At 45.2% G+C, this 24474-nt stretch carries 24 protein-coding genes, 1 riboswitch and 1 other annotated feature; all 24 genes read left to right on the top strand.

What is annotated here, in order from left to right; all coding sequences use genetic code 11:
* Positions 1 to 67: 67 nt before the first annotated feature.
* The 24 genes from sigG (at position 68) to pyrE (ending at position 24408) form a co-directional block, all read left to right on the top strand.
* Positions 68 to 850: an RNA polymerase sporulation sigma factor SigG gene (sigG, locus tag RAC86_RS12495; protein WP_377885687.1), complete on the top strand. Its 783-nt coding sequence runs from the start codon at positions 68 to 70 to the stop codon at positions 848 to 850.
* A gap of 147 nt (positions 851 to 997) precedes the next feature.
* Positions 998 to 1792 (top strand): ABC transporter ATP-binding protein, encoded by a 795-nt coding sequence (locus RAC86_RS12490; RefSeq protein ID WP_029726507.1) that lies wholly within the window; start codon positions 998 to 1000, stop codon positions 1790 to 1792.
* 12 nt (positions 1793 to 1804) lie between these two features.
* A riboswitch (TPP riboswitch) is annotated at positions 1805 to 1906 on the top strand.
* An 87-nt stretch (positions 1907 to 1993) separates the two neighbouring features.
* Entirely contained in the window at positions 1994 to 3274 is a 1281-nt protein-coding gene (ylmB, locus tag RAC86_RS12485) for an N-formyl-4-amino-5-aminomethyl-2-methylpyrimidine deformylase (protein ID WP_377885686.1), read from the top strand.
* A gap of 82 nt (positions 3275 to 3356) precedes the next feature.
* Positions 3357 to 3602, top strand: coding sequence for a YlmC/YmxH family sporulation protein (locus RAC86_RS12480; RefSeq protein WP_003232153.1), 246 nt, complete (start codon positions 3357 to 3359; stop codon positions 3600 to 3602).
* Positions 3603 to 3764: 162 nt separating this feature from the next.
* Complete coding sequence (gene pgeF / locus RAC86_RS12475; RefSeq protein ID WP_195727867.1) at positions 3765 to 4601, top strand: peptidoglycan editing factor PgeF; 837 nt, start codon at positions 3765 to 3767, stop codon at positions 4599 to 4601.
* Between the two features lie 6 nt (positions 4602 to 4607).
* Positions 4608 to 5300: a YggS family pyridoxal phosphate-dependent enzyme gene (locus RAC86_RS12470; protein ID WP_014479734.1), complete on the top strand. Its 693-nt coding sequence runs from the start codon at positions 4608 to 4610 to the stop codon at positions 5298 to 5300.
* Positions 5297 to 5752 (top strand): cell division protein SepF, encoded by a 456-nt coding sequence (gene sepF / locus RAC86_RS12465; RefSeq protein ID WP_003244791.1) that lies wholly within the window; start codon positions 5297 to 5299, stop codon positions 5750 to 5752. The genes RAC86_RS12470 and sepF overlap by 4 nt, the downstream gene beginning before the upstream one ends.
* A gap of 6 nt (positions 5753 to 5758) precedes the next feature.
* Positions 5759 to 6031 carry a YggT family protein gene (locus RAC86_RS12460; protein ID WP_003221463.1) on the top strand — a complete coding sequence of 91 codons (273 nt, stop codon included), beginning with the start codon at positions 5759 to 5761 and terminating at the stop codon, positions 6029 to 6031.
* Between the two features lie 60 nt (positions 6032 to 6091).
* Positions 6092 to 6865 (top strand): YlmH family RNA-binding protein, encoded by a 774-nt coding sequence (locus tag RAC86_RS12455; RefSeq protein ID WP_003232140.1) that lies wholly within the window; start codon positions 6092 to 6094, stop codon positions 6863 to 6865.
* 93 nt (positions 6866 to 6958) lie between these two features.
* Positions 6959 to 7453 (top strand): septum site-determining protein DivIVA, encoded by a 495-nt coding sequence (gene divIVA, locus RAC86_RS12450; protein WP_003221468.1) that lies wholly within the window; start codon positions 6959 to 6961, stop codon positions 7451 to 7453.
* A 62-nt stretch (positions 7454 to 7515) separates the two neighbouring features.
* Positions 7516 to 7742 (top strand) — a binding site (T-box leader).
* Between the two features lie 52 nt (positions 7743 to 7794).
* A complete protein-coding gene (ileS, locus tag RAC86_RS12445; RefSeq protein ID WP_377885684.1) occupies positions 7795 to 10560 on the top strand; it encodes an isoleucine--tRNA ligase in 2766 nt (921 codons plus the stop codon).
* A gap of 144 nt (positions 10561 to 10704) precedes the next feature.
* Complete coding sequence (gene ylyA, locus RAC86_RS12440; RefSeq protein ID WP_029726503.1) at positions 10705 to 11079, top strand: sporulation-related RNA polymerase-binding protein YlyA; 375 nt, start codon at positions 10705 to 10707, stop codon at positions 11077 to 11079.
* Positions 11080 to 11181: 102 nt separating this feature from the next.
* Entirely contained in the window at positions 11182 to 11646 is a 465-nt protein-coding gene (gene lspA / locus RAC86_RS12435; RefSeq protein WP_003245047.1) for a signal peptidase II, read from the top strand.
* A gap of 1 nt (position 11647) precedes the next feature.
* On the top strand, positions 11648 to 12559 hold the full coding sequence (locus tag RAC86_RS12430; RefSeq protein ID WP_032725666.1) for an RluA family pseudouridine synthase: 912 nt from the start codon (positions 11648 to 11650) through the stop codon (positions 12557 to 12559).
* Between the two features lie 182 nt (positions 12560 to 12741).
* Positions 12742 to 13287: a bifunctional pyrimidine operon transcriptional regulator/uracil phosphoribosyltransferase gene (gene pyrR / locus RAC86_RS12425; RefSeq protein WP_003232127.1), complete on the top strand. Its 546-nt coding sequence runs from the start codon at positions 12742 to 12744 to the stop codon at positions 13285 to 13287.
* A gap of 173 nt (positions 13288 to 13460) precedes the next feature.
* Entirely contained in the window at positions 13461 to 14768 is a 1308-nt protein-coding gene (pyrP, locus tag RAC86_RS12420) for a uracil permease PyrP (protein ID WP_003221479.1), read from the top strand.
* 145 nt (positions 14769 to 14913) lie between these two features.
* Complete coding sequence (locus tag RAC86_RS12415; RefSeq protein WP_080529298.1) at positions 14914 to 15828, top strand: aspartate carbamoyltransferase catalytic subunit; 915 nt, start codon at positions 14914 to 14916, stop codon at positions 15826 to 15828.
* Positions 15812 to 17098 (top strand): dihydroorotase, encoded by a 1287-nt coding sequence (locus RAC86_RS12410; RefSeq protein ID WP_377885683.1) that lies wholly within the window; start codon positions 15812 to 15814, stop codon positions 17096 to 17098. The genes RAC86_RS12415 and RAC86_RS12410 overlap by 17 nt, the downstream gene beginning before the upstream one ends.
* A complete protein-coding gene (locus RAC86_RS12405) occupies positions 17095 to 18189 on the top strand; it encodes a carbamoyl phosphate synthase small subunit (RefSeq protein ID WP_003232115.1) in 1095 nt (364 codons plus the stop codon). The genes RAC86_RS12410 and RAC86_RS12405 overlap by 4 nt, the downstream gene beginning before the upstream one ends.
* The gene (gene carB / locus RAC86_RS12400; protein ID WP_015252124.1) at positions 18174 to 21389 is read left to right on the top strand and encodes a carbamoyl-phosphate synthase (glutamine-hydrolyzing) large subunit; all 3216 of its coding nucleotides are present in this window, start codon (positions 18174 to 18176) and stop codon (positions 21387 to 21389) included. Before RAC86_RS12405 ends, carB begins: the two co-directional genes overlap by 16 nt.
* A complete protein-coding gene (pyrK, locus tag RAC86_RS12395) occupies positions 21386 to 22156 on the top strand; it encodes a dihydroorotate oxidase B electron transfer subunit (RefSeq protein ID WP_017694839.1) in 771 nt (256 codons plus the stop codon). Before carB ends, pyrK begins: the two co-directional genes overlap by 4 nt.
* On the top strand, positions 22156 to 23091 hold the full coding sequence (locus tag RAC86_RS12390; protein ID WP_377885681.1) for a dihydroorotate dehydrogenase: 936 nt from the start codon (positions 22156 to 22158) through the stop codon (positions 23089 to 23091). Before pyrK ends, RAC86_RS12390 begins: the two co-directional genes overlap by 1 nt.
* Complete coding sequence (pyrF, locus tag RAC86_RS12385) at positions 23060 to 23779, top strand: orotidine-5'-phosphate decarboxylase (RefSeq protein WP_377885679.1); 720 nt, start codon at positions 23060 to 23062, stop codon at positions 23777 to 23779. Before RAC86_RS12390 ends, pyrF begins: the two co-directional genes overlap by 32 nt.
* On the top strand, positions 23776 to 24408 hold the full coding sequence (gene pyrE / locus RAC86_RS12380) for an orotate phosphoribosyltransferase (protein ID WP_015715860.1): 633 nt from the start codon (positions 23776 to 23778) through the stop codon (positions 24406 to 24408). Before pyrF ends, pyrE begins: the two co-directional genes overlap by 4 nt.
* Positions 24409 to 24474: the final 66 nt, after the last annotated feature.

The following is a 24474-nucleotide window of genomic DNA, read 5'->3' as shown; positions in this document are numbered from 1 at the left end:
GTGCATATTTTTCCCACCCAAGGAGATACTTAACGTTGTACAGCAGCTCCTGTAGGGAGGGAAAAAAGTGTCGAGAAATAAAGTCGAAATCTGCGGGGTGGATACCTCCAAATTACCAGTACTCAAGAATGAAGAGATGAGAAAGCTGTTTAGGCAGCTGCAGGATGAAGGCGATGATTCAGCAAGAGAAAAGCTTGTAAACGGGAACTTGCGTCTTGTCTTAAGTGTCATTCAACGATTTAATAACAGAGGGGAGTATGTTGATGACTTATTTCAAGTTGGCTGCATCGGACTAATGAAATCCATTGATAATTTTGACCTAAGCCACAATGTTAAGTTTTCAACATACGCTGTACCTATGATTATCGGAGAGATCCGCAGGTATTTACGTGATAATAACCCGATCCGTGTCTCAAGATCACTCCGGGACATCGCTTACAAGGCGCTTCAGGTAAGAGAGCGGTTAATCAGTGAGACAAGCAAGGAGCCGACTGCAGAAGACATCGCAAAAGTTCTTGAAGTACCGCATGAGGAAATTGTATTTGCGCTTGATGCCATCCAGGATCCGGTTTCTCTATTTGAACCGATCTATAACGACGGCGGAGACCCGATCTATGTGATGGACCAAATCAGTGATGAGCGTAACACAGATTCACAATGGATTGAAGAGCTGGCTTTAAAAGAGGGCATGAGAAGGCTGAATAATAGGGAAAAAATGATTTTGAGAAAGCGATTCTTCCAAGGGAAAACCCAAATGGAAGTCGCCGAGGAAATCGGAATTTCTCAAGCGCAGGTGTCCAGACTTGAAAAAGCGGCTATCAAACAAATGAATAAAAATATTCATCAATAATGAAAAGCCTTTAAAACGATGTTGTTTTAAAGGCTTTTCTATTGATTACGGATGGTTTACGTTTTGGAAAAAGTAAGGTATCCTAGTTCGTACAAAGTTTTATGAAAATTAAAACAATTATAAAAGGCAATAAAGAGGAGGACCACGATGATTTTGCAGCTTGACAATGTTTCACTAAAACGGAATGGGAAATGGATACTGAGAGATATTCATTGGAAGGTGGAAGAAAAGGAAAATTGGGTGCTTTACGGCCTAAATGGCGCCGGGAAGACAGCGCTGTTAAATATGCTTTGCTCATATTATTTTCCAACATCAGGCGAGATGCAGGTGCTTGGCCATGAATTTGGCAAAACAGAGCTTGGGGAAAAGCTCAGACGTAAAATTGGCCTCGTCTCAGCAGCTCTTCAGCAAAAATTGTATCCGGCAGATTCAGCCTTTGAAATTGCTTTGAGCGGAGCTTACGCTTCGATTGGGTTATATGAAACGCCAAGTAAGGAAACCAGGGAAAAAGCGATAGGTTTGTTAGAGGACTTGGGAGCAATTGAATATGCCGATCGCCGCTATGAAACCCTTTCTCAAGGGGAAAAACAAAGAGCGTTGATTGCTAGAGCACTAATGGCCGATCCGGAGTTGCTGATACTGGATGAACCAGTCACAGGACTGGATTTTATTGCCCGGGAAAAGCTGTTAGATACGATTACATACATTGCAAACAAAGAAAATGCACCATCTATCCTTTATGTGACTCATCATGCTGAAGAAATTTTGCCTGTCTTTGATAAAGCCCTATTATTAAAACAGGGAGAGGTCTTTGAATCCGGAGAAATAAAGGAAATGCTTACTGATCAAATACTTTCCGCTTTTTTTGATACGCCAATCCATGTATTATGGAATCAGGATCGGCCGTTTTTAACAAGAGCTGAGCCGATAACGAATGCCTGACAAACATATATAGATTCATCCTAGGGGTGCTTTGCGAAGCTGAGAGAGACTTTGTCTCAACCCTTTTGACCTGATCTGGATCATGCCAGCGGAGGGAAGCGGTGAAAAGCGGAGTACATCGGACTCCGTTTGTTTTTATTAAGCCGTTTCATCACATTTGAAACGGCTTTTTTGATTTTAAAGAATAGGAGCGGATTTACATTGGATCAACAAATAGACTCTTTGCAAAAAAAAGTGGAAGAACATAAGGAGGAGCTTATTCAGCTTGCGAAAACGCTGATTTCTTATCAAACACCCGCTCCGCCTGCAAGAAATACAGAGGGCATTCAGTCTTGGATTGCGGGATATTTAAATGAATTGGGATTCTCGATCGACAAATGGGATGTGTACCCTGGCGATCCCAATGTTGTAGGGAAGCTAAAAGGAACAGATTCAGCAGATTATTATAGCCTGATTATCAATGGCCATGTAGATGTGGCAGAGGTAAAAGAGGATGAAGAATGGGAGCATGATCCATTTCATCCAATTGAAAAAAACGGTCTCTTAATCGGGCGGGGCGCTTCCGATATGAAGGGCGGAATGGCGTGTGTGCTGTTTGCTGTCAAATTGATTCGTGAAGCAGGCATTGAACTTCCCGGTGATCTGATTCTGCAATCGGTTATTGGGGAGGAAGTTGGAGAAGCCGGCACACTTGAATGCTGCAAGAGGGGCTACCACGCTGATTTTGCAATTGTCGCGGATACGAGCGATATGCATATTCAAGGCCAAGGCGGTGTCATTACAGGCTGGATCGAAATCAAAAGCAGTCAAACATTTCATGATGGAACGAGACGGAATATGATTCACGCAGGCGGAGGAACATTCGGAGCAAGCGCAATTGAAAAAATGGCAAAAATCATTGGGGGGCTCGGTGAACTTGAGCGCCACTGGTCTATTATGAAAAGTTATCCCGGTTTTAAACCAGGCACAAATACGATTAACCCGGCAGTTATAGAAGGCGGCAGACATGCGGCTTTTATAGCGGACGAATGCCGGTTGTGGATCACAGTCCATTTTTATCCGAATGAAACCCATGACCAAGTGGCAGCGGAAATAGAAGATTACGTCAATCGGCTGAGTGACAGTGATATTTGGCTTAGGGAAAACCGCCCTGTATTCAAGTGGGGAGGCTCATCTATGATAGAAGACAGAGGAGAAATTTTTCCGGCATTGGAAGTTGACCCTGGCCACCCAGGCGTCTTAGCGCTAACTGCCTCTCATGAGAAAGTGAAACGGGAGTGTCCAATTATTGACGTTTCTCAATCAGTTACAGATGGCGGATGGCTGTATGATGCCGGTATTCCATGCGTAATATACGGTCCTGGAGATCTGCACAATGCACACTCTGTGAACGAGAAGGTATCGATTGAGCAGCTAGTAGAGTATACAAAAATTATACTCGATTTTATCATCAGCTGGTGCAGCCGGAAAAAAGAACAATGACATGAAAATTTCTTCTTGCTGACAAGGTTCAGCCTGCCCGTTCATATACTTGAACAAAAGGACGGAAAAAGGACGTGATGGAATGATCAGCATTTCAGAATTTCAGGTAAAGGATGTCGTCAATGTCTCAAACGGAAAAAAGCTGGGGAGTATTGGTGATATTGATATCAATGTGACCACTGGAAAAATTCAGGCGATCATACTCGGAGGAAATGGGAAAGTTCTCGGATTTTTTGGAAAAGAAGAGGAATTGGTCATTCCATGGCGAAATATAGTAAAAATCGGGGAAGATGTAATCTTGGTCCGATTAAGTGAACCACATGCATAAACCTGCTTGTCTGCCGCAGATTGGCAAATGCCGGAAGTCTCGATTCTTCCGGCACATTTCATTTAGAAATATGCAAATCGGCGCTCAACGAATGCAGTAAGATGTGGTAAAATAAGTGGGAAATTCCGCTTTTTTAAATGTTTGTCGAAAGGTTGGATCATCATGAATACATATCACCCATTCAGTCTTACCACACCCTCGACACTCATGATACAAGACTGGGTTCAAACGAATCAAAACAACAAAAAAGTCATTGCCGGATTTACGACAAAAAACGGCGGTGTCAGCCAAAAGCCTTTTGAATCGTTAAATACAGGATTGCACGTTCATGACAAAGATGCAGATGTAGTTAAAAATCGTGAATATATTGCCGATATGTTTAATACTGATTTGCAGTCTTGGGTATTCGCTGATCAGACACATGATAATCGCGTTCAGAAAGTGACGCAGAGGGATAGGGGAAAAGGCGCCCGTGAGTATCACACGGCTCTAAAAGCAACGGACGGGCTATATACAAATGAAAAAAATGTATTTTTAGCATTATGCTTTGCTGATTGTGTGCCTCTTTTCTTTTATGATCCGGTTAAGTCGCTTGTCGGAGTCGCCCATGCCGGGTGGAAAGGCACCGTCAAACAGATTGGCAGAGAAATGGTGAAGCAATGGATTGAGAAGGAAGGTTCAAATCCCTCAGATATTTACGCTGTTATTGGCCCGTCTATCAGCGGTGCATGCTATACGGTAGACGACCGCGTCATGGATGCTGTCCGCGCATTGCCGGTTTCAGCAGACCTTGCCGTTAATCAGACGGCAAAGGCACAATATCAGCTTGATCTGAAAGAGCTGAACCGTCTTATACTGATGGACAGCGGTTTGGCAAGTGAACAAATTTCTGTCAGCGGTTTATGCACGGAAAGCGAGCCGTCTCTTTTCTATTCTCACCGCCGCGATCAGGGGAAAACTGGACGGATGATGTCCTTTATCGGAATGAAGGAGGCATAAAAGATCTTGCGTGTTGTTGATAATTTACGACATATAAACGAACGAATAAACGAAGCATGTAACAGATCGGGCCGCAGCTCCGATGAAGTTACGGTTATTGCAGTCACTAAATATGTATCGCCTGAAAGAGCACAGGAGGCAGTAGATGCTGGCATCACCTGCCTCGGAGAGAATCGGGATGCGGAACTGCTCCGCAAACAGGAATTGATGAAAGGGAATCCGGAATGGCATTTTATCGGCAGTCTGCAATCAAGAAAAGCAAAATCTGTCGTCAATGCGGTTTCCTATATCCATTCCCTAGACCGGCTCTCATTAGCGAAAGAAATTGAAAAACGGGCTGAAGGTACTGTACGATGCTTTGTGCAGGTCAATACCTCTCTTGAGCCTTCTAAACACGGCATGAAAAAAGAAGAAGTCATTCCATTCATACAGGAGCTTTCCGGTTTCGAACATATCCTTGTTGCCGGGCTGATGACAATGGCTCCGCTGACTGATGATCAAGATCAGATCAGAAGCTGTTTCAGGTCGCTGAGAGAACTCCGTGACCAGGTTCAGAAGCTGAACCAGCCGAACGCTCCGTGTACTGAACTGTCGATGGGCATGTCAAATGATTTTGAAATTGCAATTGAAGAAGGAGCTACTTATATTAGAATCGGCTCATCGTTAGTCGGAAATGAAACAGGGGGTGTACAGCAATGAGTATGAAAAATAAACTGAAAAACTTTTTCTCAATGGAAGATGAAGAATACGAATATGAATATATTGAGACAGAGCGGGAATCTCATGAGGAGCATGAGCAAAAAGAAAAGCCGGCTTACAACGGGAATAAACCTGCGGGCAAACAGAATGTAGTGAGCTTGCAAAGTGTTCAGAAATCCTCTAAAGTGGTGTTGAGTGAGCCGCGCGTTTATGCGGAGGCGCAGGAAATAGCCGACCATTTGAAGAACCGGCGGGCAGTTGTCGTCAATCTTCAGCGGATACAGCATGACCAGGCGAAGCGGATTGTTGACTTTTTAAGCGGAACCGTTTATGCCATTGGCGGCGATATTCAAAGAATCGGCTCAGATATTTTCCTCTGCACGCCTGACAACGTAGATGTATCAGGCACAATTTCTGAGCTCATATCTGAAGACGAACATCAGAGGTGGTAAAGCGAGATGATCCTTTATCAAGTTTTTTCGGTTTTAAGCTTATTAATCACAATATACTCATTTGCCCTGATCATATATATTTTTATGTCATGGGTGCCGAGTACGAGGGAAACAGCAGTCGGGCGTTTTTTGGCTTCGATTTGTGAACCATATCTCGAACCATTCAGAAAAATCATCCCTCCGATTGCAATGCTGGATATTTCACCAATCGTAGCAATACTTGTGCTTCGGTTTGCGACAACCGGCTTGTGGGGGCTTTATCGCATGATTGCGTTTTAATGTGACAGTTTGATAGGGGCTTGGCAGCAGCCAAGCCTCTTTACATAGAAGGGAAAGACGATGAGCGATATATATCAGCACTTCAGAAAAGACGAGCGGGCCTTTATTGATCAGGCGCTCGAATGGAAAAGAATTGTCCAGGAGCAGTACCGGATGAAGCTGACCGACTTTTTAGACCCCCGAGAGCAGGTCATCCTCTCTGCTGTTACGGGACAGGCAGATGTCGGGCTTGCCTTTTCCGGCGGCTATGACAGAGCGGAGCGGAAACGGGCGATTCTGTTTCCAGAGTACATTACTCCGGAAGAATCAGATTTTGAACTGCAGGCGTTTAACGTCCGTTATGCTGACAAGTTTGTCTCAGTAGATCATCGTTCTCTGCTTGGTGCATTAATGGGCATAGGATTAAAGCGGCAAAAATTCGGTGACATCGTGTTTTCTGAGACAGCAGTGCAATTGATTGTCTCAGCCGATACCGCTGATTTTGTGGCTGCACAGCTGACCCAAGCAGGCAAAGCGGCGGTCAGCCTAGAGAAAATTGACTTGTCAGACCTTAACATTCCAGCAGTGGATGTCGAAATAAGAGATGACACGGTTTCTTCTTTAAGGCTTGACGCCGTCTGCGCCTCTATGAGCAGGCAATCCCGCCAGAAATCACAGACGCTTGTGAAAAACGGCCTTGTGAAAGTGAACTGGAAGGTAGTTGAAGATCCTTCATACATAGTCGCGGAAGGGGACATGCTGTCAATCAGAGGTTTTGGCCGGTGCAGCTTAACAAAAATCGAAGGGAAAACCAAAAAAGACAAATGGAGAGTTACGTTTGAACGACAAAAATAGTCGGTTTTTCAGTTTTTTTCTCCATCTGTGCGAAATTTGTTTTATAATGTGAACTAGATAACCGTACTGAAATGTAAAAATGGAGGTGGCATCATGCCATTAACGCCAAATGATATTCACAACAAGACGTTTACAAAAAGTTTTCGCGGATATGATGAAGATGAAGTAAATGAATTCCTAGCCCAAGTCAGAAAAGATTACGAAATTGTTCTCCGCAAGAAAACTGAGCTTGAAGCGAAAGTCAATGAGCTTGATGAAAGAATCGGACACTTTGCCAATATTGAGGAAACATTGAATAAATCAATTTTAGTTGCTCAAGAAGCGGCTGAAGACGTAAAACGCAATTCTCAAAAAGAGGCAAAGCTGATCGTTCGGGAAGCGGAGAAAAACGCTGATCGCATTATCAACGAATCGTTATCAAAATCAAGAAAAATTGCAATGGAAATTGAAGAGCTGAAAAAACAGTCTAAAGTGTTTAGAACACGTTTCCAAATGCTGATTGAAGCTCAGCTTGATCTTCTGAAAAATGACGATTGGGATCATCTCCTTGAGTATGAAGTCGACGCTGTATTTGAGGAAAAGGAATAAATTCTCTGATTATCTTGACATTTTCTTAGCTTGTCGAATATAATACGTTCATAAATTCAGATGAAAAAACGGTTGAAAGGGACAGTCATGTTTCCTTCAGGCCTTCATAGCGACCCGGAGATGGTGAGAGTCCGGGATGGCCGGAATCATGTAGATCAGCCCTTTAGTTTCCTTGCTGAACTCACAGTAGGTTAGGACGTTCATCACGTTACGATGCTCAAGAGGAAAAAGTGTATGCTTGCTTTTTCTACAAGGGTGGTACCGCGAGATAAGCTTTCTCGTCCCTTATGGGATGAGAGGGCTTTTTTTATTTTCTGAAAAAATGCAGTGGAGGAATGAAAATGGATTTTAAAGACACGCTCTTAATGCCGAAAACAGATTTCCCGATGCGTGGAAATTTGCCAAACCGTGAGCCTGACATTCAAAAAAAATGGGAGGAAGAGGATATCTACCGTCTTGTTCAGGAACGGACGAAAGACCGCCCGAAATTTGTTTTACATGACGGACCTCCGTATGCAAACGGCGACATCCATATGGGCCATGCACTTAACAAGATTTTGAAAGACTTCATTGTCCGCTATAAATCAATGAGCGGCTACAACGCACCGTATGTGCCGGGTTGGGATACACACGGATTGCCAATTGAAACAGCTCTGACAAAAAACAAAAAGGTCAACCGCAAAGAAATGTCAGTAGCAGAATTCCGCAAACTGTGCGAAGAGTACGCTTGGAAGCAAATCGAGGGGCAGCGTGAGCAATTCAAACGTCTTGGTGTCCGCGGTGACTGGGAAAACCCATATGTGACATTAAAACCGGAATACGAAGCGCAGCAAATCCGCGTATTTGGTGAAATGGCAAAACGAGGCTACATTTACAAAGGCCTTAAACCGGTTAACTGGTCACCTTCAAGTGAGTCTGCTCTGGCTGAAGCCGAGATCGAATATCAAGACAAACGTTCAGCATCTATTTACGTCGCTTTTGGTGTGAAAGACGGAAAAGGCGTTCTTGAAAACGGCGAGCGCATCATTATTTGGACAACAACGCCTTGGACAATTCCGGCGAACCTCGGAATTTCAGTGCACCCTGATCTTGAGTACAGCGTGATTGCAGTAGGTGATGACCGCTTTGTCGTAGCAAGTGCATTAGTCGAAAATGTTGCATCGGCATGCGGATTTGATCAGTATGAAGTGACAAGAACGGTCAAAGGGAAAGACCTTGAGAACATTATCGCTGAACACCCGCTATATGGCAGAGACTCTCTCGTTATGCTTGGTGAACACGTAACAACTGATGCCGGAACAGGCTGTGTTCATACAGCGCCAGGACATGGGGAAGATGACTTTATCATCGGCCAAAAATACGGTTTAGATGTGCTTTGCCCGGTTGATGAAAAAGGTGTAATGACAAGCGAAGCTCCTGGGTTTGAAGGCATGTTCTATGATGATGCAAACAAAGCGATCACACAGCAGCTTGATGAAAAAGGCGCACTTGTGAAGCTTGAATTCATTACTCACTCTTATCCGCATGATTGGAGAACAAAAAAACCAACCATTTTCAGAGCGACAGCGCAATGGTTTGCGTCTATTAAAGATTTCAGATCAGACCTGCTGGATGCCATTAAAGAAACCAAATGGGTTCCTGAATGGGGCGAGCAGCGTTTGCACAACATGGTTCGGGACCGCGGAGACTGGTGTATTTCCAGACAGCGTGCGTGGGGTGTGCCGATTCCGGTATTTTATGCTGAAAACGGAGAACCGATTATTACAGATGAAACCATTGAACATGTTTCTGAATTGTTCAGACAGCACGGATCAAACATTTGGTTTGAAAAAGAAGCAAAGTATCTTCTTCCGGAAGGCTTTACGCATCCTGGCAGCCCGAACGGCACATTTACAAAAGAACAGGATATCATGGATGTTTGGTTTGATTCAGGCTCTTCACATCAAGCAGTGCTTGAAGAACGTGATGACCTCGTTCGCCCGGCTGATTTATACCTAGAGGGATCTGACCAATATCGCGGCTGGTTTAACTCTTCTCTTTCTACAGCAGTAGCCGTAACAGGGAAAGCGCCGTATAAAGGTGTGCTCAGCCATGGGTTCGCACTGGATGGAGAAGGACGCAAGATGAGTAAATCAATCGGTAATGTTGTTGTTCCGGCTAAAGTCATGAAACAGCTTGGTGCCGACATCTTAAGATTATGGGTATCTTCAGTGGATTATCAGGCGGACGTTCGCGTGTCTGACGCCATTCTGAAGCAGGTTGCGGAAGTATATCGTAAAATCCGCAACACGTTCCGTTTCCTTCACGGCAACCTTTTCGATTTTGATCCAAAAACAAATGCGGTGGCTGTCGAAGATCTTCGTGAAGTGGATCAGTATATGCTGATTAAGCTGAACAAGCTGATTGATAAAGTGAAAAAAGCGTATGATGAGTACGAATTTGCGGTTGTGTATCACAGCATTCATAATTTCTGCACAATCGAATTGAGCTCATTCTACCTTGATTTTGCAAAAGATATTGTCTACATCGAGCATGCGGATCATCCGGATAGACGCAGCATGCAGACAGTATTCTACGAAACGCTTCTTGCATTAGTGAAGCTTTCAGCGCCTATCCTTCCACATACGGCAGACGAATTGTGGTCTCATTTAACATTTGTTGAAGAGCAGAGCGTTCAGCTGACCGATATGCCGGAAACAATCACGGTTCCAAACAGTGAAGCGACTGAAGAAAAATTTGACCGCTTTATGGCTCTTCGTGATGACGTGTTAAAAGCATTAGAAACTGCGCGAAATGAAAAAATTATCGGTAAATCTTTGGAAGCATACCTGAAATTGTATCCAAACAAAGAAAACAAGGAGCTCTTGGCTTCCATAAAAGAAAACCTTTCTCAGCTGTTTATTGTGTCTGAACTGACAATCAGCGAAGAAAATGAAGCGCCGAACGATGCGCAAAGCTTTGCGACAGGTAAAATCGCTGTCGAGAAAGCTGAAGGCGAAATGTGTGAGAGATCTCGTGTGATTTCAAAAGATGTAGGGGCAAATCCGAAATATCCTACACTTTCATTACGCAACGCTGAAATCGTTGAAAAATACTATCAAAAATAATGCAAAAGAGCCCGGCTTAAAAGCCGGGCTTTTTTTGTGCCAAGAGTGACATCCTTTAGAACGACAGGAAAAATCTTATGGGCTTTAGATCATCATTCACAGGCAACAATAAAGATACTACGTTAAGAGCAGGAGTTGTGAAGAATGAATGATCAACTGACCGCAATTTATACGGAACTTCTTCTGATGAAAGAAGAATTACAGTCCAGATTATTTGAGTATTCTTGCTTTCAGGTTTCTACAAGCCCGCAAGCAGCAATCAATCAAAAACAAAAAGCAACTCTGATCTATCATATTAAAGAAGAACTTCAAGACGTTCTCCTTGCATTGTCCAAAATCGAAAACGGCACATTCGGATACTGTGAAGACACCGGGGCTCCCATTCCTCTTGCAAAGCTGGCAGTGCTGCCGACGGCCCGAACAGCAAACGATTTTCTTTATTCTGTCCAATTTGAGAAAAAAACGCTTCCGATATGGAAATCAACGGATATCGAATATGGTCAGGCACTGTATGAATAACAGTGTCTGGCCGGTTATTATGCCTGATATTTCTTTACTCCAGTGCTTTTTATTGATAAAATGCATAATGGATTAAAGTAACCGTAAACTGGAGGAACGTTTGTGCTGTATTATATGATTGCACTACTTATTATTGCAGCCGATCAATTGACAAAATGGCTAGTTGTTAAGAACATGGAACTTGGCCAAAGCATTCCGATCATTGATCAGGTATTCTATATCACCTCCCATCGCAATACGGGTGCTGCATGGGGGATATTAGCGGGTCAGATGTGGTTTTTCTACCTCATAACAACCGCTGTTATTATTGGTATTGTTTATTACATACAGCGTTATACAAAAGGACAAAGGCTTCTTGGTGTTGCCCTCGGACTTATGCTTGGCGGTGCCATCGGCAACTTTATCGATCGGGCTGTCAGACAGGAAGTTGTGGATTTTATCCATGTTATTATTGTCAATTACAATTACCCGATATTTAACATCGCGGACTCTTCATTATGTGTCGGCGTAATGCTTTTATTTATACAAATGCTGTTGGACAGCGGGAAAAAGAAAAAGGAGCAATAGCATGAATCAAATTGATATAACCGCTTCAGAAGAACAAAAAAGTGAGCGGATTGATAAATTTTTGGCATCGACTGAGAATGATTGGTCAAGAACCCAGGTTCAGCAATGGGTAAAAGACGGACAGGTTGTCGTGAACGGAAGCGCGGTGAAAGCGAATTACAAAATTCAGCCGGGTGATCAGGTGACCGTCACTGTACCCGAACCGGAAGCGCTCGACGTTCTGGCAGAGCCTATGGATCTCGATATTTATTATGAGGACCAGGATGTGCTGGTCGTCAACAAACCTCGCGGAATGGTTGTTCACCCAGCACCCGGGCATCTTACGGGCACACTTGTAAACGGCCTTATGGCTCATTGCACAGACCTTTCCGGTATAAATGGCGTGATGCGTCCGGGTATTGTTCACAGAATCGATAAGGACACGTCCGGTTTATTAATGGTGGCGAAAAATGATATGGCACACGAGTCACTCGTAAACCAATTGGTTAACAAAACGGTCACGCGAAAATATACGGCCGTTGTCCACGGGCTTATTTCTCACGATGACGGCACAATTGACGCGCCGATCGGACGAGATAAGAAAGACCGTCAAAGCATGACTGTGATACGTGATGGCAAAAACGCTGTCACTCATTTTCATGTACTAGAGCGTTTTCAGGATTTTACGTTAGTGGAATGCCAGCTTGAAACTGGGAGAACGCATCAAATTCGTGTTCATATGAAATATATCGGATTCCCATTAGCAGGCGATCCGAAATACGGCCCAAGAAAAACAATCGACTTTAATGGCCAAGCGCTTCACGCGGGAGTTTTAGGTTTTGACCATCCACGAACAGGAGAATATGTCGAATTTGAAGCGCCGCTTCCCGAGGATATGGCAGAATTAATCGAAAACCTCAGAAAAAACGGTTGACAGAGGGTTTCTTTTCTGAAATAATAAACGAAGCTGAATAGATTCTTTAAAACAGTCCAGAGAGGCTGAGAAGGATAACGGATAGACGGGATGCGTGTATAGGCGCGCACCTTGTCCTAAAACCCCTCTATGCTCTGGCAGGAGGGGTTTTTTCTTCTATATGAACTGTGAGGTGTCACACATTGAATCAAAAAGCTGTCATTCTCGACGAACAGGCAATCAGACGGGCGCTGACCAGGATTGCTCACGAAATGATCGAACGCAATAAAGGAATGAATAACTGCATTCTTGTCGGTATTAAGACAAGAGGGATTTACCTGGCAAAACGCCTTGCGGAACGCATTGAACAGATTGAGGGAAATCCTGTTACAGTCGGTGAAATTGATATTACTCTTTACAGAGACGATCTTTCTAAAAAAACGAGCAACGATGAACCGCTTGTAAAAGGTGCAGATATTCCGGTAGATATTACAGATCAAAAAGTCATTCTCGTTGATGATGTTCTGTATACCGGAAGAACAGTCAGAGCAGGAATGGATGCGCTTGTTGATGTAGGCAGACCTTCCTCCATTCAGCTTGCAGTGCTTGTGGACAGAGGACACCGGGAGCTGCCGATCCGAGCGGATTATATCGGGAAAAACATCCCGACATCAAAGTCAGAAAAGGTTATGGTTCAGCTTGATGAGGTAGACCAAAACGATCTCGTCGCCATTTATGAAAACGAATAATAGATCACCTTTTTAAGGGCAATCCAGAGAGGTTGCAAAGAGGTGCACAACAAAGGCCCAAAAAGCATTCGGCAGGTCTTTGTATGCCTCTTTGCGTAAAAAAGCAAAGAGGTTTTTTTATACAGTCATTGAGTCATCCTAAAATGAAAGTCAACAATCAGGGGGAAATCATCATGAGTAAGAAAAAAGTAAATTTAGGGGTCAGGGATGTCCCGACACCTTTCTCTTGGGTTTCATTCAGCCTTCAGCATTTGTTTGCCATGTTTGGCTCAACCATTTTGGTTCCGAAGCTCGTCGGAATGAGTCCTGCTGTGGCGTTGGTGACAAGCGGCATCGGAACACTGGCGTACCTTCTTATTACGAAAGGGCAAATTCCGGCGTATCTCGGTTCGTCCTTCGCCTTTATTTCTCCGATCATTCTGGTAAAAGCGACCGGCGGGCCGGGAGCGGCAATGGTTGGGGCGTTTCTTGCAGGGCTGGTGTACGGGCTTATTGCCTTATTGATTAGGCAGCTTGGAACAGGATGGCTGATGAAGATTCTCCCGCCTGTAGTCGTAGGGCCTGTTATTATCGTCATCGGGCTCGGACTTGCAAGCACTGCAGTAAATATGGCGATGTATGCTGATCCGAACGCGAGTGAGTTAGTCTACAGCTTAAAGCACTTTAGTGTCGCAGGAGTTACGCTGGCAATCACGATTATTTGTGCAATTTTCTTACGAGGATTTTTAAGCCTGATTCCGGTTCTGATCGGAATCATCGGCGGATACCTGTTCGCCCTTACTCAAGGGATTGTCAACTTCCAGCCGGTGCTTGACGCGAAATGGTTCGCAGTGCCTGAATTTATCATTCCGTTCAAAGATTATTCACCGTCAGTTACACTCGGCATCGCAGCCGCAATGGTTCCTGTCGCATTTGTCACAATGTCAGAGCATATCGGCCACCAAATGGTGCTGAGCAAGGTTGTCGGACAAGATTTCATTAAAAAGCCAGGTCTTCATCGCTCTATTATGGGTGACAGTGTGGCGACAATCCTCGCTTCCCTGATCGGCGGTCCGCCGACAACGACTTACGGAGAAAACATTGGCGTGCTGGCCATCACAAGAGTATTCAGCGTCTTTGTCATCGGGGGCGCGGCAGTGATTGCCCTTTGCTTCGGCTTTATCGGCAAAATTTCAGCGCTGATCAGTTCAGTGCCGTCAGCGGTCATGGGAGGCGTCTCCTTCCTGCTGTTCGGAATCATTGCTTCAAGCGGCCTGAGAATGCTGATTGACAACAAAATTGATTATGAAAACAACAGAAACCTCATTATTACATCAGTTATCCTTGTCATCGGTGTAGGAGGCGCTTTTATCCAAGTGTCTCAAGGCGGATTCCAAGTGTCAGGAATGGCGCTTGCCGCAATTGTCGGTGTCATCTTAAACCTGATTCTTCCGCAGGCGAAGGAAGAGCAGGCAGACACATCTGAACAACATCATATCTAAAACCTTTTAATGAAAGTCCAGAGAGGCTTGGAAGGGTTATGAAGAGAAGGAAGCTTCAATGCTGCCCTCTATTTAACCATACCCCGAGTCTATCTTAGACCCGGGGTTTTTTTCAGCCTTAAGTTGAAAAGAGAGGGGAAAGAACATGAAGCATTTAACGACGATGAGTGAACTCAGCACTGAGGAAATCAAAGATTTGCTTCAAACAGCACAAGACCTCAAAAACGGAAAAACAGACAATCAGCTTACAGGAAAGTTTGCAGCAAACCTGTTTTTCGAACCGAGCACGAGAACGCGGTTCAGCTTTGAGGTCGCAGAAAAAAAGCTGGGCATGAATGTGCTCAACCTTGATGGAACAAGCACAAGCGTGCAAAAAGGCGAAACCTTATATGACACGATCCGGACGCTCGAATCAATCGGTGTGGACGTCTGCGTCATCAGGCACAGTGAGGATGAGTATTATGAAGAGCTTGTCAGCCAGGTGAACATTCCGATTCTGAATGCGGGAGACGGATGCGGCCAGCATCCAACACAATCACTGCTTGATTTAATGACGATTTATGAAGAGTTCAATACGTTCAAAGGGCTTACCGTCTCCATTCACGGCGACATCAAGCATAGCAGAGTGGCAAGGTCAAATGCGGAAGTGTTGACAAGATTGGGTGCCCGGGTCCTATTTTCCGGCCCTTCGGAATGGCAGGATGAAGAAAATACATTCGGCACGTATGTCTCAATGGATGAAGCAGTTGAGTCTTCCGATGTTGTCATGCTGCTGCGCATTCAAAATGAACGACATCAGTCCGCTGTCAGCCAGGAAGGCTATTTAAACAAATACGGCTTGACCGTAGAACGGGCTGAGCGTATGAAGCGGCATGCGATCATCATGCATCCTGCTCCGGTAAACAGAGGAGTGGAGATTGATGACAGCTTAGTAGAAAGCGAAAAATCAAGAATCTTCAAGCAAATGCAAAATGGCGTATTTATCAGAATGGCAGTGATACAGCGTGCCTTACAAACCAATGTGAAAAGAGGAGAAGCAGCGTATGTCATATCTCATTAAAAACGGCTGGATACTAAACGAAAATGGTGAAAAAACAGAAGCGGATATCCGAGTGACTGGAGAAACCATCACCGCAATCGGCAAGCTTGATGCAAGGGATAATGAAACGGTAATTGATGCAAAAGGTTTGCTCGTTTCACCTGGGTTTGTTGATCTCCACGTGCATTTCAGAGAGCCGGGCGGAGAGAAAAAAGAAACTATTGAAACCGGGGCCAAAGCGGCGGCACGCGGCGGCTATACTACAGTAGCAGCAATGCCGAATACGCGGCCGGTTCCTGATACAAAGGAGCAGATGGAATGGGTGCAAAACAGAATTAAAGAAACATCATGCGTCAGAGTTCTTCCATATGCATCCATTACGATCAGGCAAATCGGCGATGAAATGACAAACTTTGAAGCATTAAAAGAAGCCGGGGCATTTGCTTTTACAGATGACGGTGTTGGTATACAGACAGCAGGTATGATGTATGAAGCGATGAAACGGGCAGCTGCAATTGACAAAGCGATTGTTGCACATTGCGAGGACAACTCCTTAATTTACGGAGGAAGCGTACATGAGGGGACATTCTCCAAAGCGAACGGGCTAAACGGCATTCCTTCTGTGTGTGAATCGGTTCATATTGCCCGCGATGTGCTGCTGGCTGAGGCGGCAAACTGCCATTATCATGTATGCCATATCAGCACGAAAGAATCTGTCAGAGTTGTACGCGATGCGAAAAAAGCGGGAATCAGAGTGACAGCAGAAGTGTCGCCGCATCATTTGCTGCTTTGTGATGAGGACATCCCGGGGCTGGACACAAACTATAAAATGAATCCGCCGCTCCGCAGTGCAGAAGACAGAGCTGCTTTAATTGAAGGTCTTTTAGACGGAACAATTGATTTTATCGCAACAGACCATGCACCGCATACGGAAGAAGAGAAAAACACAGAAATGAAACTGGCGCCATTCGGAATTGTCGGCTTAGAAACAGCATTCCCGCTTCTTTACACACACTTTGTCAAAAATGGCAGCTGGTCGCTGAAGCAGTTGATTGACTACATGACAATCAAGCCATGCGAAGCGTTCGGTCTCCCATATGGAACATTACAAACGGGGCAAGCTGCGGACATTACGTTAATCGATTTAGAAAAAGAAGCAGTTATAGACAAAGAGACATTTTTATCAAAAGGAAAAAATACACCATTCAACGGCATCAGCTGCACCGGCTGGCCGGTCGCTACAATTGCGGCAGGGAAGCTTGCTTATGAAGAGGGGAGACTTGTCAAATGAAGAGACGATTAGTACTGGAAAACGGAGCGGTATTCGAGGGAGAAGCCTTCGGAAGCTTAGAACACAACATGGGAGAAGTCGTTTTTAATACTGGGATGACAGGCTATCAGGAAATTTTATCTGATCCTTCTTACTGCGGACAGATCGTAACATTAACATACCCGCTTATCGGAAATTACGGCATTAACCGTGATGATTTTGAATCCATTACCCCTTTTGTCAAAGGGCTGATCATCAAAGAATTATGTGAGCTGCCTTCCAACTGGCGTTCAGCATACACCTTAGACGAGTATTTAAAAATGAAAAACATTCCCGGACTCCAGGGAATTGATACAAGGAAGCTGACAAGAATGATCCGCACGGCAGGCGCGCTAAAAGGAACATTCGCTTCATCTGATGAAGATATCGAAGCAGTGCTGAAAAGACTGAACGAAACGGAATTGCCAAGAAATCAAGTATCCCAAGTATCAGCAAAAACAGCATATCCGAGCCCGGGAAGAGGCAAACGCATCGTCTTGGTTGACTTCGGCATGAAACACGGGATTCTAAGAGAGCTGAACAAACGGAAATGTGACGTCATCGTTGTGCCTTACAACATTACAGCGGAAGAGGTGCTTCAGCTGAAACCGGACGGTATCATGCTTTCTAACGGACCTGGAGACCCGAAGGATGTGCCTGAAGCGATTGAAATGATTAAAGGTGTTCTTGGAAAAGTGCCATTATTCGGAATATGTCTCGGCCACCAATTATTCGCGCTGGCGTGCGGGGCGAATACTGAAAAAATGAAATTCGGCCACAGGGGCTCAAACCACCCGGTAAAAGAGCTGGCTACAGGAAAAGTTGCCTTAACATCTCAAAACCATGGATATACAGTTTCGTCTATCAGTAAAACAGAACTGGAAGTGACGCATATCGCAATTAACGACGATACGATTGAAGGGCTGAAGCATAAAACATTGCCGGCATTTACGGTTCAATATCATCCCGAAGCCTCACCTGGTCCTGAGGATGCCAACCATCTATTTGACAGATTCATCGAAATGATCGAAACAACAGAGAAAGAAGGGGAAGCGGTATGCCAAAACGCGTAGACATTAACAAAATTTTAGTAATCGGATCTGGACCGATCATCATCGGCCAAGCAGCAGAATTTGACTATGCGGGAACACAAGCCTGTCTTGCTTTGAAAGAAGAAGGCTATGAAGTCATCCTTGTCAACTCAAACCCTGCCACGATCATGACAGATACCGAAATGGCTGACCGGGTTTATATCGAACCGCTCACACCTGAATTCTTGACACGAATCATCAGAAAAGAGCGCCCGGATGCCATTCTTCCTACACTCGGAGGCCAAACCGGTTTGAATCTTGCGGTTGAGCTTTCTGAAAGAGGCGTTTTGGCAGAATGCGGCGTCGAAGTGCTTGGCACGAAACTGTCTGCGATTCAGCAAGCTGAAGACCGTGACTTGTTCAGAACATTAATGAATGAACTGAATGAACCGGTGCCTGAAAGTGAGATTATCCACTCCCTTGAAGAAGCAGAAAAATTCGTCAGTCAAATTGGATTCCCTGTCATTGTCCGCCCGGCATATACATTAGGCGGAACAGGCGGAGGCATCTGCTCGAATGAAACAGAGCTAAAAGAAATCGTTGAGAACGGCTTGAAATTAAGCCCGGTACACCAATGTCTGCTTGAAAAAAGCATCGCCGGCTATAAAGAAATCGAGTATGAAGTCATGAGAGACAGCCAGGATCACGCCATTGTCGTTTGTAACATGGAAAACATTGATCCGGTTGGAATCCATACTGGAGACAGTATTGTTGTCGCGCCGAGCCAAACGCTCAGCGATCGCGAATATCAGCTCTTGCGGAATGTATCGTTAAAACTGATTCGCGCGCTTGGAATCGAAGGCGGATGTAACGTGCAGCTCGCTTTAGACCCAGACAGCTTCCAATATTACATTATTGAAGTAAATCCGCGTGTCAGCCGTTCATCTGCCCTTGCATCAAAAGCAACGGGGTACCCGATTGCAAAGCTCGCTGCTAAAATTGCAGTCGGACTTTCATTAGATGAAATGATGAACCCGGTGACAGGAAAAACATATGCAGCATTTGAACCAGCTCTTGACTATGTCGTATCCAAAATTCCGCGCTGGCCGTTTGATAAGTTTGAATCAGCAAACAGAAAGCTTGGCACGCAAATGAAAGCGACAGGTGAGGTCATGGCAATCGGCCGCACGCTTGAAGAGTCATTGCTGAAGGCAGTGCGATCACTGGAAGCGGATGTGTATCATCTTGAATTGAAGGACGCCGCTGACATTTCAGATGAGCTTCTTGAAAAGCGAATTAAAAAGGCCGGTGATGAACGCTTATTCTACTTAGCTGAAGCCTACAGAAGAGGCTACACGGTAGAAGACCTCCATGAATTTTCCGCTATCGATGTCTTCTTCTTGCATAAGCTGTTCGGAATCGTACAGTTTGAAAAAGAATTGAAGGCGAATGCGGGCGATACAGATGTGCTGAGACGGGCAAAAGAACTCGGCTTCTCTGATCAGTACATCAGCCGCGAGTGGAAAATGAAAGAATCCGAGCTTTACAGCTTGAGAAAACAAGCGGGGATTGCTCCGGTATTCAAAATGGTAGATACATGTGCGGCGGAATTCGAGTCAGAAACGCCATACTTCTATAGCACATACGAAGAAGAAAATGAATCTGTCGTTACAGATAAGAAAAGTGTGATGGTGCTTGGTTCGGGTCCGATTCGAATCGGTCAGGGTGTCGAGTTCGACTATGCGACGGTTCACTCTGTATGGGCAATTAAACAAGCAGGCTATGAAGCCATTATTGTCAACAACAACCCGGAAACCGTTTCAACAGACTTCAGCATCTCAGACAAGCTGTATTTTGAACCGCTTACGATTGAAGATGTTATGCACATCATTGACCTTGAACAGCCAATGGGCGTTGTCGTACAGTTCGGCGGACAAACTGCGATTAACCTTGCTGACGAGCTTTCTGCACGCGGAGTGAAAATCCTTGGAACTTCATTAGAAGATTTAGACCGTGCAGAAGACCGGGATAAATTTGAACAAGCGCTTGGAGAACTTGGTGTTCCTCAGCCGCTTGGCAAAACAGCGACATCAGTTGATCAGGCGGTAAGCATTGCAAGTGATATTGGTTACCCGGTATTGGTACGCCCTTCCTATGTACTTGGCGGCCGGGCGATGGAGATTGTGTATCATGAAGAAGAGCTGCTTCATTACATGAAAAACGCAGTTAAAATCAATCCGCAGCACCCTGTATTAATTGACAGATACTTGACAGGAAAAGAAATTGAAGTCGATGCAGTATCCGACGGTGAAACAGTCGTCATTCCGGGAATTATGGAGCACATTGAACGTGCGGGCGTTCACTCCGGAGACTCGATCGCTGTTTATCCGCCTCAGTCTCTCACAGAGGACATTAAGAAAAAAATTGAACAATACACGATCGCACTTGCTAAAGGGCTGAATATTGTCGGTTTGCTCAATATTCAATTCGTCTTGTCGCAAGGCGAGGTGTACGTGCTAGAAGTGAATCCGAGATCAAGCAGAACCGTACCGTTTTTAAGCAAAATTACGGGTATCCCAATGGCGAATCTCGCAACAAAAATCATTCTTGGTCAAAAGCTGGCTGCGTTTGGCTATACAGAGGGCCTTCAGCCTGAACAGCAAGGTGTATTTGTAAAAGCGCCGGTCTTCTCCTTTGCCAAGCTGAGAAGAGTGGACATTACGTTAGGGCCTGAAATGAAATCAACAGGTGAAGTCATGGGGAAAGATTCGACACTTGAAAAGGCGCTCTACAAAGCCTTGATTGCTTCAGGTATTCAAATCCCGAACTACGGTTCCGTGCTTTTAACAGTAGCTGATAAGGACAAAGAAGAAGGGCTTGCCATTGCTAAGCGGTTCCACGCGATCGGCTACAACATTTTAGCGACGGAAGGAACGGCAGGCTACTTGAAAGAAGCTTCCATTCCAGCGAAGGTCGTCGGAAAAATCGGTCAGGATGGCCCGAACCTGCTTGACGTCATCAGAAACGGAGAAGCGCAGTTTGTCATCAATACGCTGACAAAAGGAAAGCAGCCGGCAAGAGACGGTTTTAGAATCAGACGTGAATCAGTAGAAAATGGTGTTGCCTGCCTAACATCTTTAGATACGGCAGAGGCGATATTGCGAGTGCTGGAAAGCATGACATTCCGTGCTGATCAAATGCCGGCAGTCAACACAAATCAGGAGGCGGCAGTCACTATATGAAAAAAGCGTATTTGACAGTATGTTCTAACCAGCAAATTGCAGACCGGGTGTATCAAATGGTTCTGAAAGGGGAGCTTGTCCAAGGGTTTACAACCCCTGGACAGTTCCTTCATCTTAAAGTGAGCGAAGCGGTTACGCCTCTTTTGAGAAGACCGATCAGCATCGCAGACGTCAACTTTGAAAAAAATGAAGTCACCATCATTTATCGGGTAGATGGGGAAGGGACAAGACTCTTGTCACTGAAGCAGCAGGGAGAACTTGTGGATGTCCTCGGGCCTTTGGGAAATGGCTTTCCTGTTAATGAAGTTCAACCCGGAAAGACGGCTTTGCTGGTAGGAGGCGGAGTAGGTGTGCCGCCTCTCCAAGAGCTGTCGAAACGCTTGAATGAAAAAGGGGTAAATGTCATCCACGTTTTAGGATTCCAATCGGCAAAGGATGTTTTTTACGAGGAAGAATGCCGGCAGTACGGAGACACGTATGTGGCAACAGCTGACGGAAGCTACGGGGAAACCGGATTTGTCACAGATGTGATTAAACGGAAAAATCTAGAGTTTGATATCCTCCTCAGCTGCGGGCCGACACCGATGCTCAAGGCGTTAAAACAGGAATATGCCCATAAAGAAGTATATCTGTCCATGGAGGAACGAATGGGCTGCGGAATCGGCGCATGCTTCGCGTGTGTGTGCCATACAAACGAAAGTGAGACATCCTATGTAAAAGTATGTCTCGACGGGCCTGTATTTAAAGCTCAGGAGGTGGCGCTGTAATGCTAGAGGTGAAATTGCCGGGACTTGATTTGAAAAATCCAATCATTCCTGCATCAGGCTGCTTCGGGTTTGGAAAAGAATTTTCACGTTTTTATGATTTGTCTTGTCTTGGAGCTATCATGATTAAGGCTACGACAAAGGAGCCGCGCTTCGGGAATCCGACGCCGCGGGTAGCTGAGACTGGTGCTGGAATGCTCAATGCGATCGGTCTCCAAAATCCGGGGCTGGATAGCGTGTTGCATCATGAGCTGCCGTGGCTTGAGCAGTTTGATACGCCGATCATTGCCAATGTCGCAGGTTCTCAAGTCGAGGATTATGTTGAAGTCGCAGAGCGTATCAGCAAAGCGCCTAATGTTCATGCTCTTGAATTGAATATTTCCTGCCCGAATGTGAAAACAGGCGGAATCGCTTTTGGCACGAATCCTGAAATGGCTGCCGATTTGACAAAAGCGGTGAAAGAGGTTTCGAATGTACCCGTTTATGTGAAGCTTTCTCCGAACGTGGCCAATATCACAGAAATTGCATTAGCGATCGAGGAAGCGGGAGCGGACGGTCTTACGATGATCAACACACTAATCGGCATGAGACTCGATTTAAAAACCGGCAAACCGATATTAGCGAATAAAACAGGGGGACTTTCAGGCCCTGCTGTGAAGCCGGTTGCCATTCGCATGGTGTATGAAGTCAGCCAGGCGGTCAACATCCCGATTATCGGAATGGGAGGCGTGCAAACGGCTGAAGATGCCCTGGAATTTCTTCTCGCGGGAGCAAGCGCAGTCGCTGTCGGAACAGCAAACTTTGTGAATCCTTTTGCATGTCCAGAGATTATTGAACAGCTCCCATCTGTTTTGCTCCAATACGGCTATCAATCAATTGAAGAATGCATCGGAAGGAGCTGGAATCATGAAAAACAACCTGCCCATCATCGCGCTTGATTTTGCGTCAGCTGAAGAAACACTTGCGTTCTTAGCGCCTTTTCAGCAAGAACCGTTATTTGTAAAGGTTGGGATGGAGCTTTTTTATCAAGAAGGACCATCTATCGTGAAACAACTAAAAGAAAGAAACTGCGAGCTATTTTTAGATCTAAAGCTTCATGACATCCCGACTACTGTAAACAAAGCGATGAAGCGCCTTGCCAGTCTCGGAGTAGATCTCGTCAATGTTCATGCTGCTGGGGGCAAAAAAATGATGCAGGCAGCTCTCGAAGGCTTAGAAGAAGGTACGCCGGCCGGAAAAAAACGTCCGTCACTGATCGCGGTAACCCAGCTGACAAGCACATCTGAACAAATCATGAAAAATGAACTGCTGATCGAAAAATCTCTGATTGATACGGTTGTGCACTACAGCAAACAGGCGGAAGAAAGCGGACTGGATGGAGTGGTCTGCTCTGTTCATGAAGCAAAAGCTATTTACCAAGCGGTGTCGCCTTCATTTCTGACTGTCACTCCGGGGATCAGAATGTCAGAGGACGCTGCGAATGACCAAGTCCGCGTAGCGACGCCTGCCATTGCAAGAGAGAAAGGTTCATCAGCGATTGTAGTAGGACGCTCGATTACAAAAGCGGAAGACCCGGTAAAAGCCTATAAGGCTGTCAGACTTGAATGGGAGGGAATCAAATCTTGAAACAAATCATCGCAAAACATCTATTAGACATCCAAGCTGTATTTTTACGCCCGAACGAGCCGTTCACATGGGCAAGCGGCATTTTATCACCGATCTACTGTGACAACCGCCTTACGCTATCTTTCCCAGAGGTCAGAAACGATGTTGCTTCAGGTATCAGCAAGCTTGTCAAAGAGCATTTTCCTGAAGCTGAAATGATTGCGGGAACAGCAACTGCCGGTATTCCTCATGCTGCTCTTGCGGCTGACCGTTTGAATCTTCCGATGTGTTATGTGAGGAGCAAGCCGAAGGCGCACGGAAAAGGCAATCAGATTGAGGGAGCTGTGCAAGAGGGGCAAAAAACAGTTGTCATTGAAGACTTAATTTCCACAGGAGGCAGCGTGCTTGAAGCTTGTGCAGCTTTACAAGCGGCCGGCTGTGAAGTGCTTGGTGTCGTCTCAATCTTTACGTACGGACTTCCTAAAGCGGAGGAAGCCTTCGCAAAGGCAGAACTGCCATACTACTCATTAACTGATTATGATACGCTCACAGAGGTCGCGCTTGAAAACGGAAATATTCATTCAGATGATCTAAAAAAGCTGCAAACATGGAAACGAAATCCCGAGTCAAAAGATTGGTTTAAAAAATAAAAAATAAATTCAAATGATGTAAAGAGGCTTCAAAGCCTTGCTGTACTTGAAAACAGGCTGTGAGGC

The organism is Bacillus sp. LR_5 (assembly GCF_042709275.1).
This window is presented reverse-complemented; position numbering and strand designations above follow the sequence as displayed.

Bases quoted from the DNA above. Each gene is read 5' to 3' on its own strand.
- RAC86_RS12490 (WP_029726507.1), top strand. From the start codon at position 998: ATGATTTTGCAGCTTGACAATGTTTCACTAAAACGGAATGGGAAATGG.
- RAC86_RS12480 (WP_003232153.1), top strand. From the start codon at position 3,357: ATGATCAGCATTTCAGAATTTCAGGTAAAGGATGTCGTCAATGTCTCA.
- pgeF (WP_195727867.1), top strand. From the start codon at position 3,765: ATGAATACATATCACCCATTCAGTCTTACCACACCCTCGACACTCATG.
- sepF (WP_003244791.1), top strand. From the start codon at position 5,297: ATGAGTATGAAAAATAAACTGAAAAACTTTTTCTCAATGGAAGATGAA.
- RAC86_RS12460 (WP_003221463.1), top strand. From the start codon at position 5,759: ATGATCCTTTATCAAGTTTTTTCGGTTTTAAGCTTATTAATCACAATA.
- RAC86_RS12455 (WP_003232140.1), top strand. From the start codon at position 6,092: ATGAGCGATATATATCAGCACTTCAGAAAAGACGAGCGGGCCTTTATT.
- divIVA (WP_003221468.1), top strand. From the start codon at position 6,959: ATGCCATTAACGCCAAATGATATTCACAACAAGACGTTTACAAAAAGT.
- ileS (WP_377885684.1), top strand. From the start codon at position 7,795: ATGGATTTTAAAGACACGCTCTTAATGCCGAAAACAGATTTCCCGATG.
- ylyA (WP_029726503.1), top strand. From the start codon at position 10,705: ATGAATGATCAACTGACCGCAATTTATACGGAACTTCTTCTGATGAAA.
- RAC86_RS12430 (WP_032725666.1), top strand. From the start codon at position 11,648: ATGAATCAAATTGATATAACCGCTTCAGAAGAACAAAAAAGTGAGCGG.
- pyrP (WP_003221479.1), top strand. From the start codon at position 13,461: ATGAGTAAGAAAAAAGTAAATTTAGGGGTCAGGGATGTCCCGACACCT.
- RAC86_RS12415 (WP_080529298.1), top strand. From the start codon at position 14,914: ATGAAGCATTTAACGACGATGAGTGAACTCAGCACTGAGGAAATCAAA.
- RAC86_RS12410 (WP_377885683.1), top strand. From the start codon at position 15,812: ATGTCATATCTCATTAAAAACGGCTGGATACTAAACGAAAATGGTGAA.
- RAC86_RS12405 (WP_003232115.1), top strand. From the start codon at position 17,095: ATGAAGAGACGATTAGTACTGGAAAACGGAGCGGTATTCGAGGGAGAA.
- carB (WP_015252124.1), top strand. From the start codon at position 18,174: ATGCCAAAACGCGTAGACATTAACAAAATTTTAGTAATCGGATCTGGA.
- pyrK (WP_017694839.1), top strand. From the start codon at position 21,386: ATGAAAAAAGCGTATTTGACAGTATGTTCTAACCAGCAAATTGCAGAC.
- RAC86_RS12390 (WP_377885681.1), top strand. From the start codon at position 22,156: ATGCTAGAGGTGAAATTGCCGGGACTTGATTTGAAAAATCCAATCATT.
- pyrF (WP_377885679.1), top strand. From the start codon at position 23,060: ATGAAAAACAACCTGCCCATCATCGCGCTTGATTTTGCGTCAGCTGAA.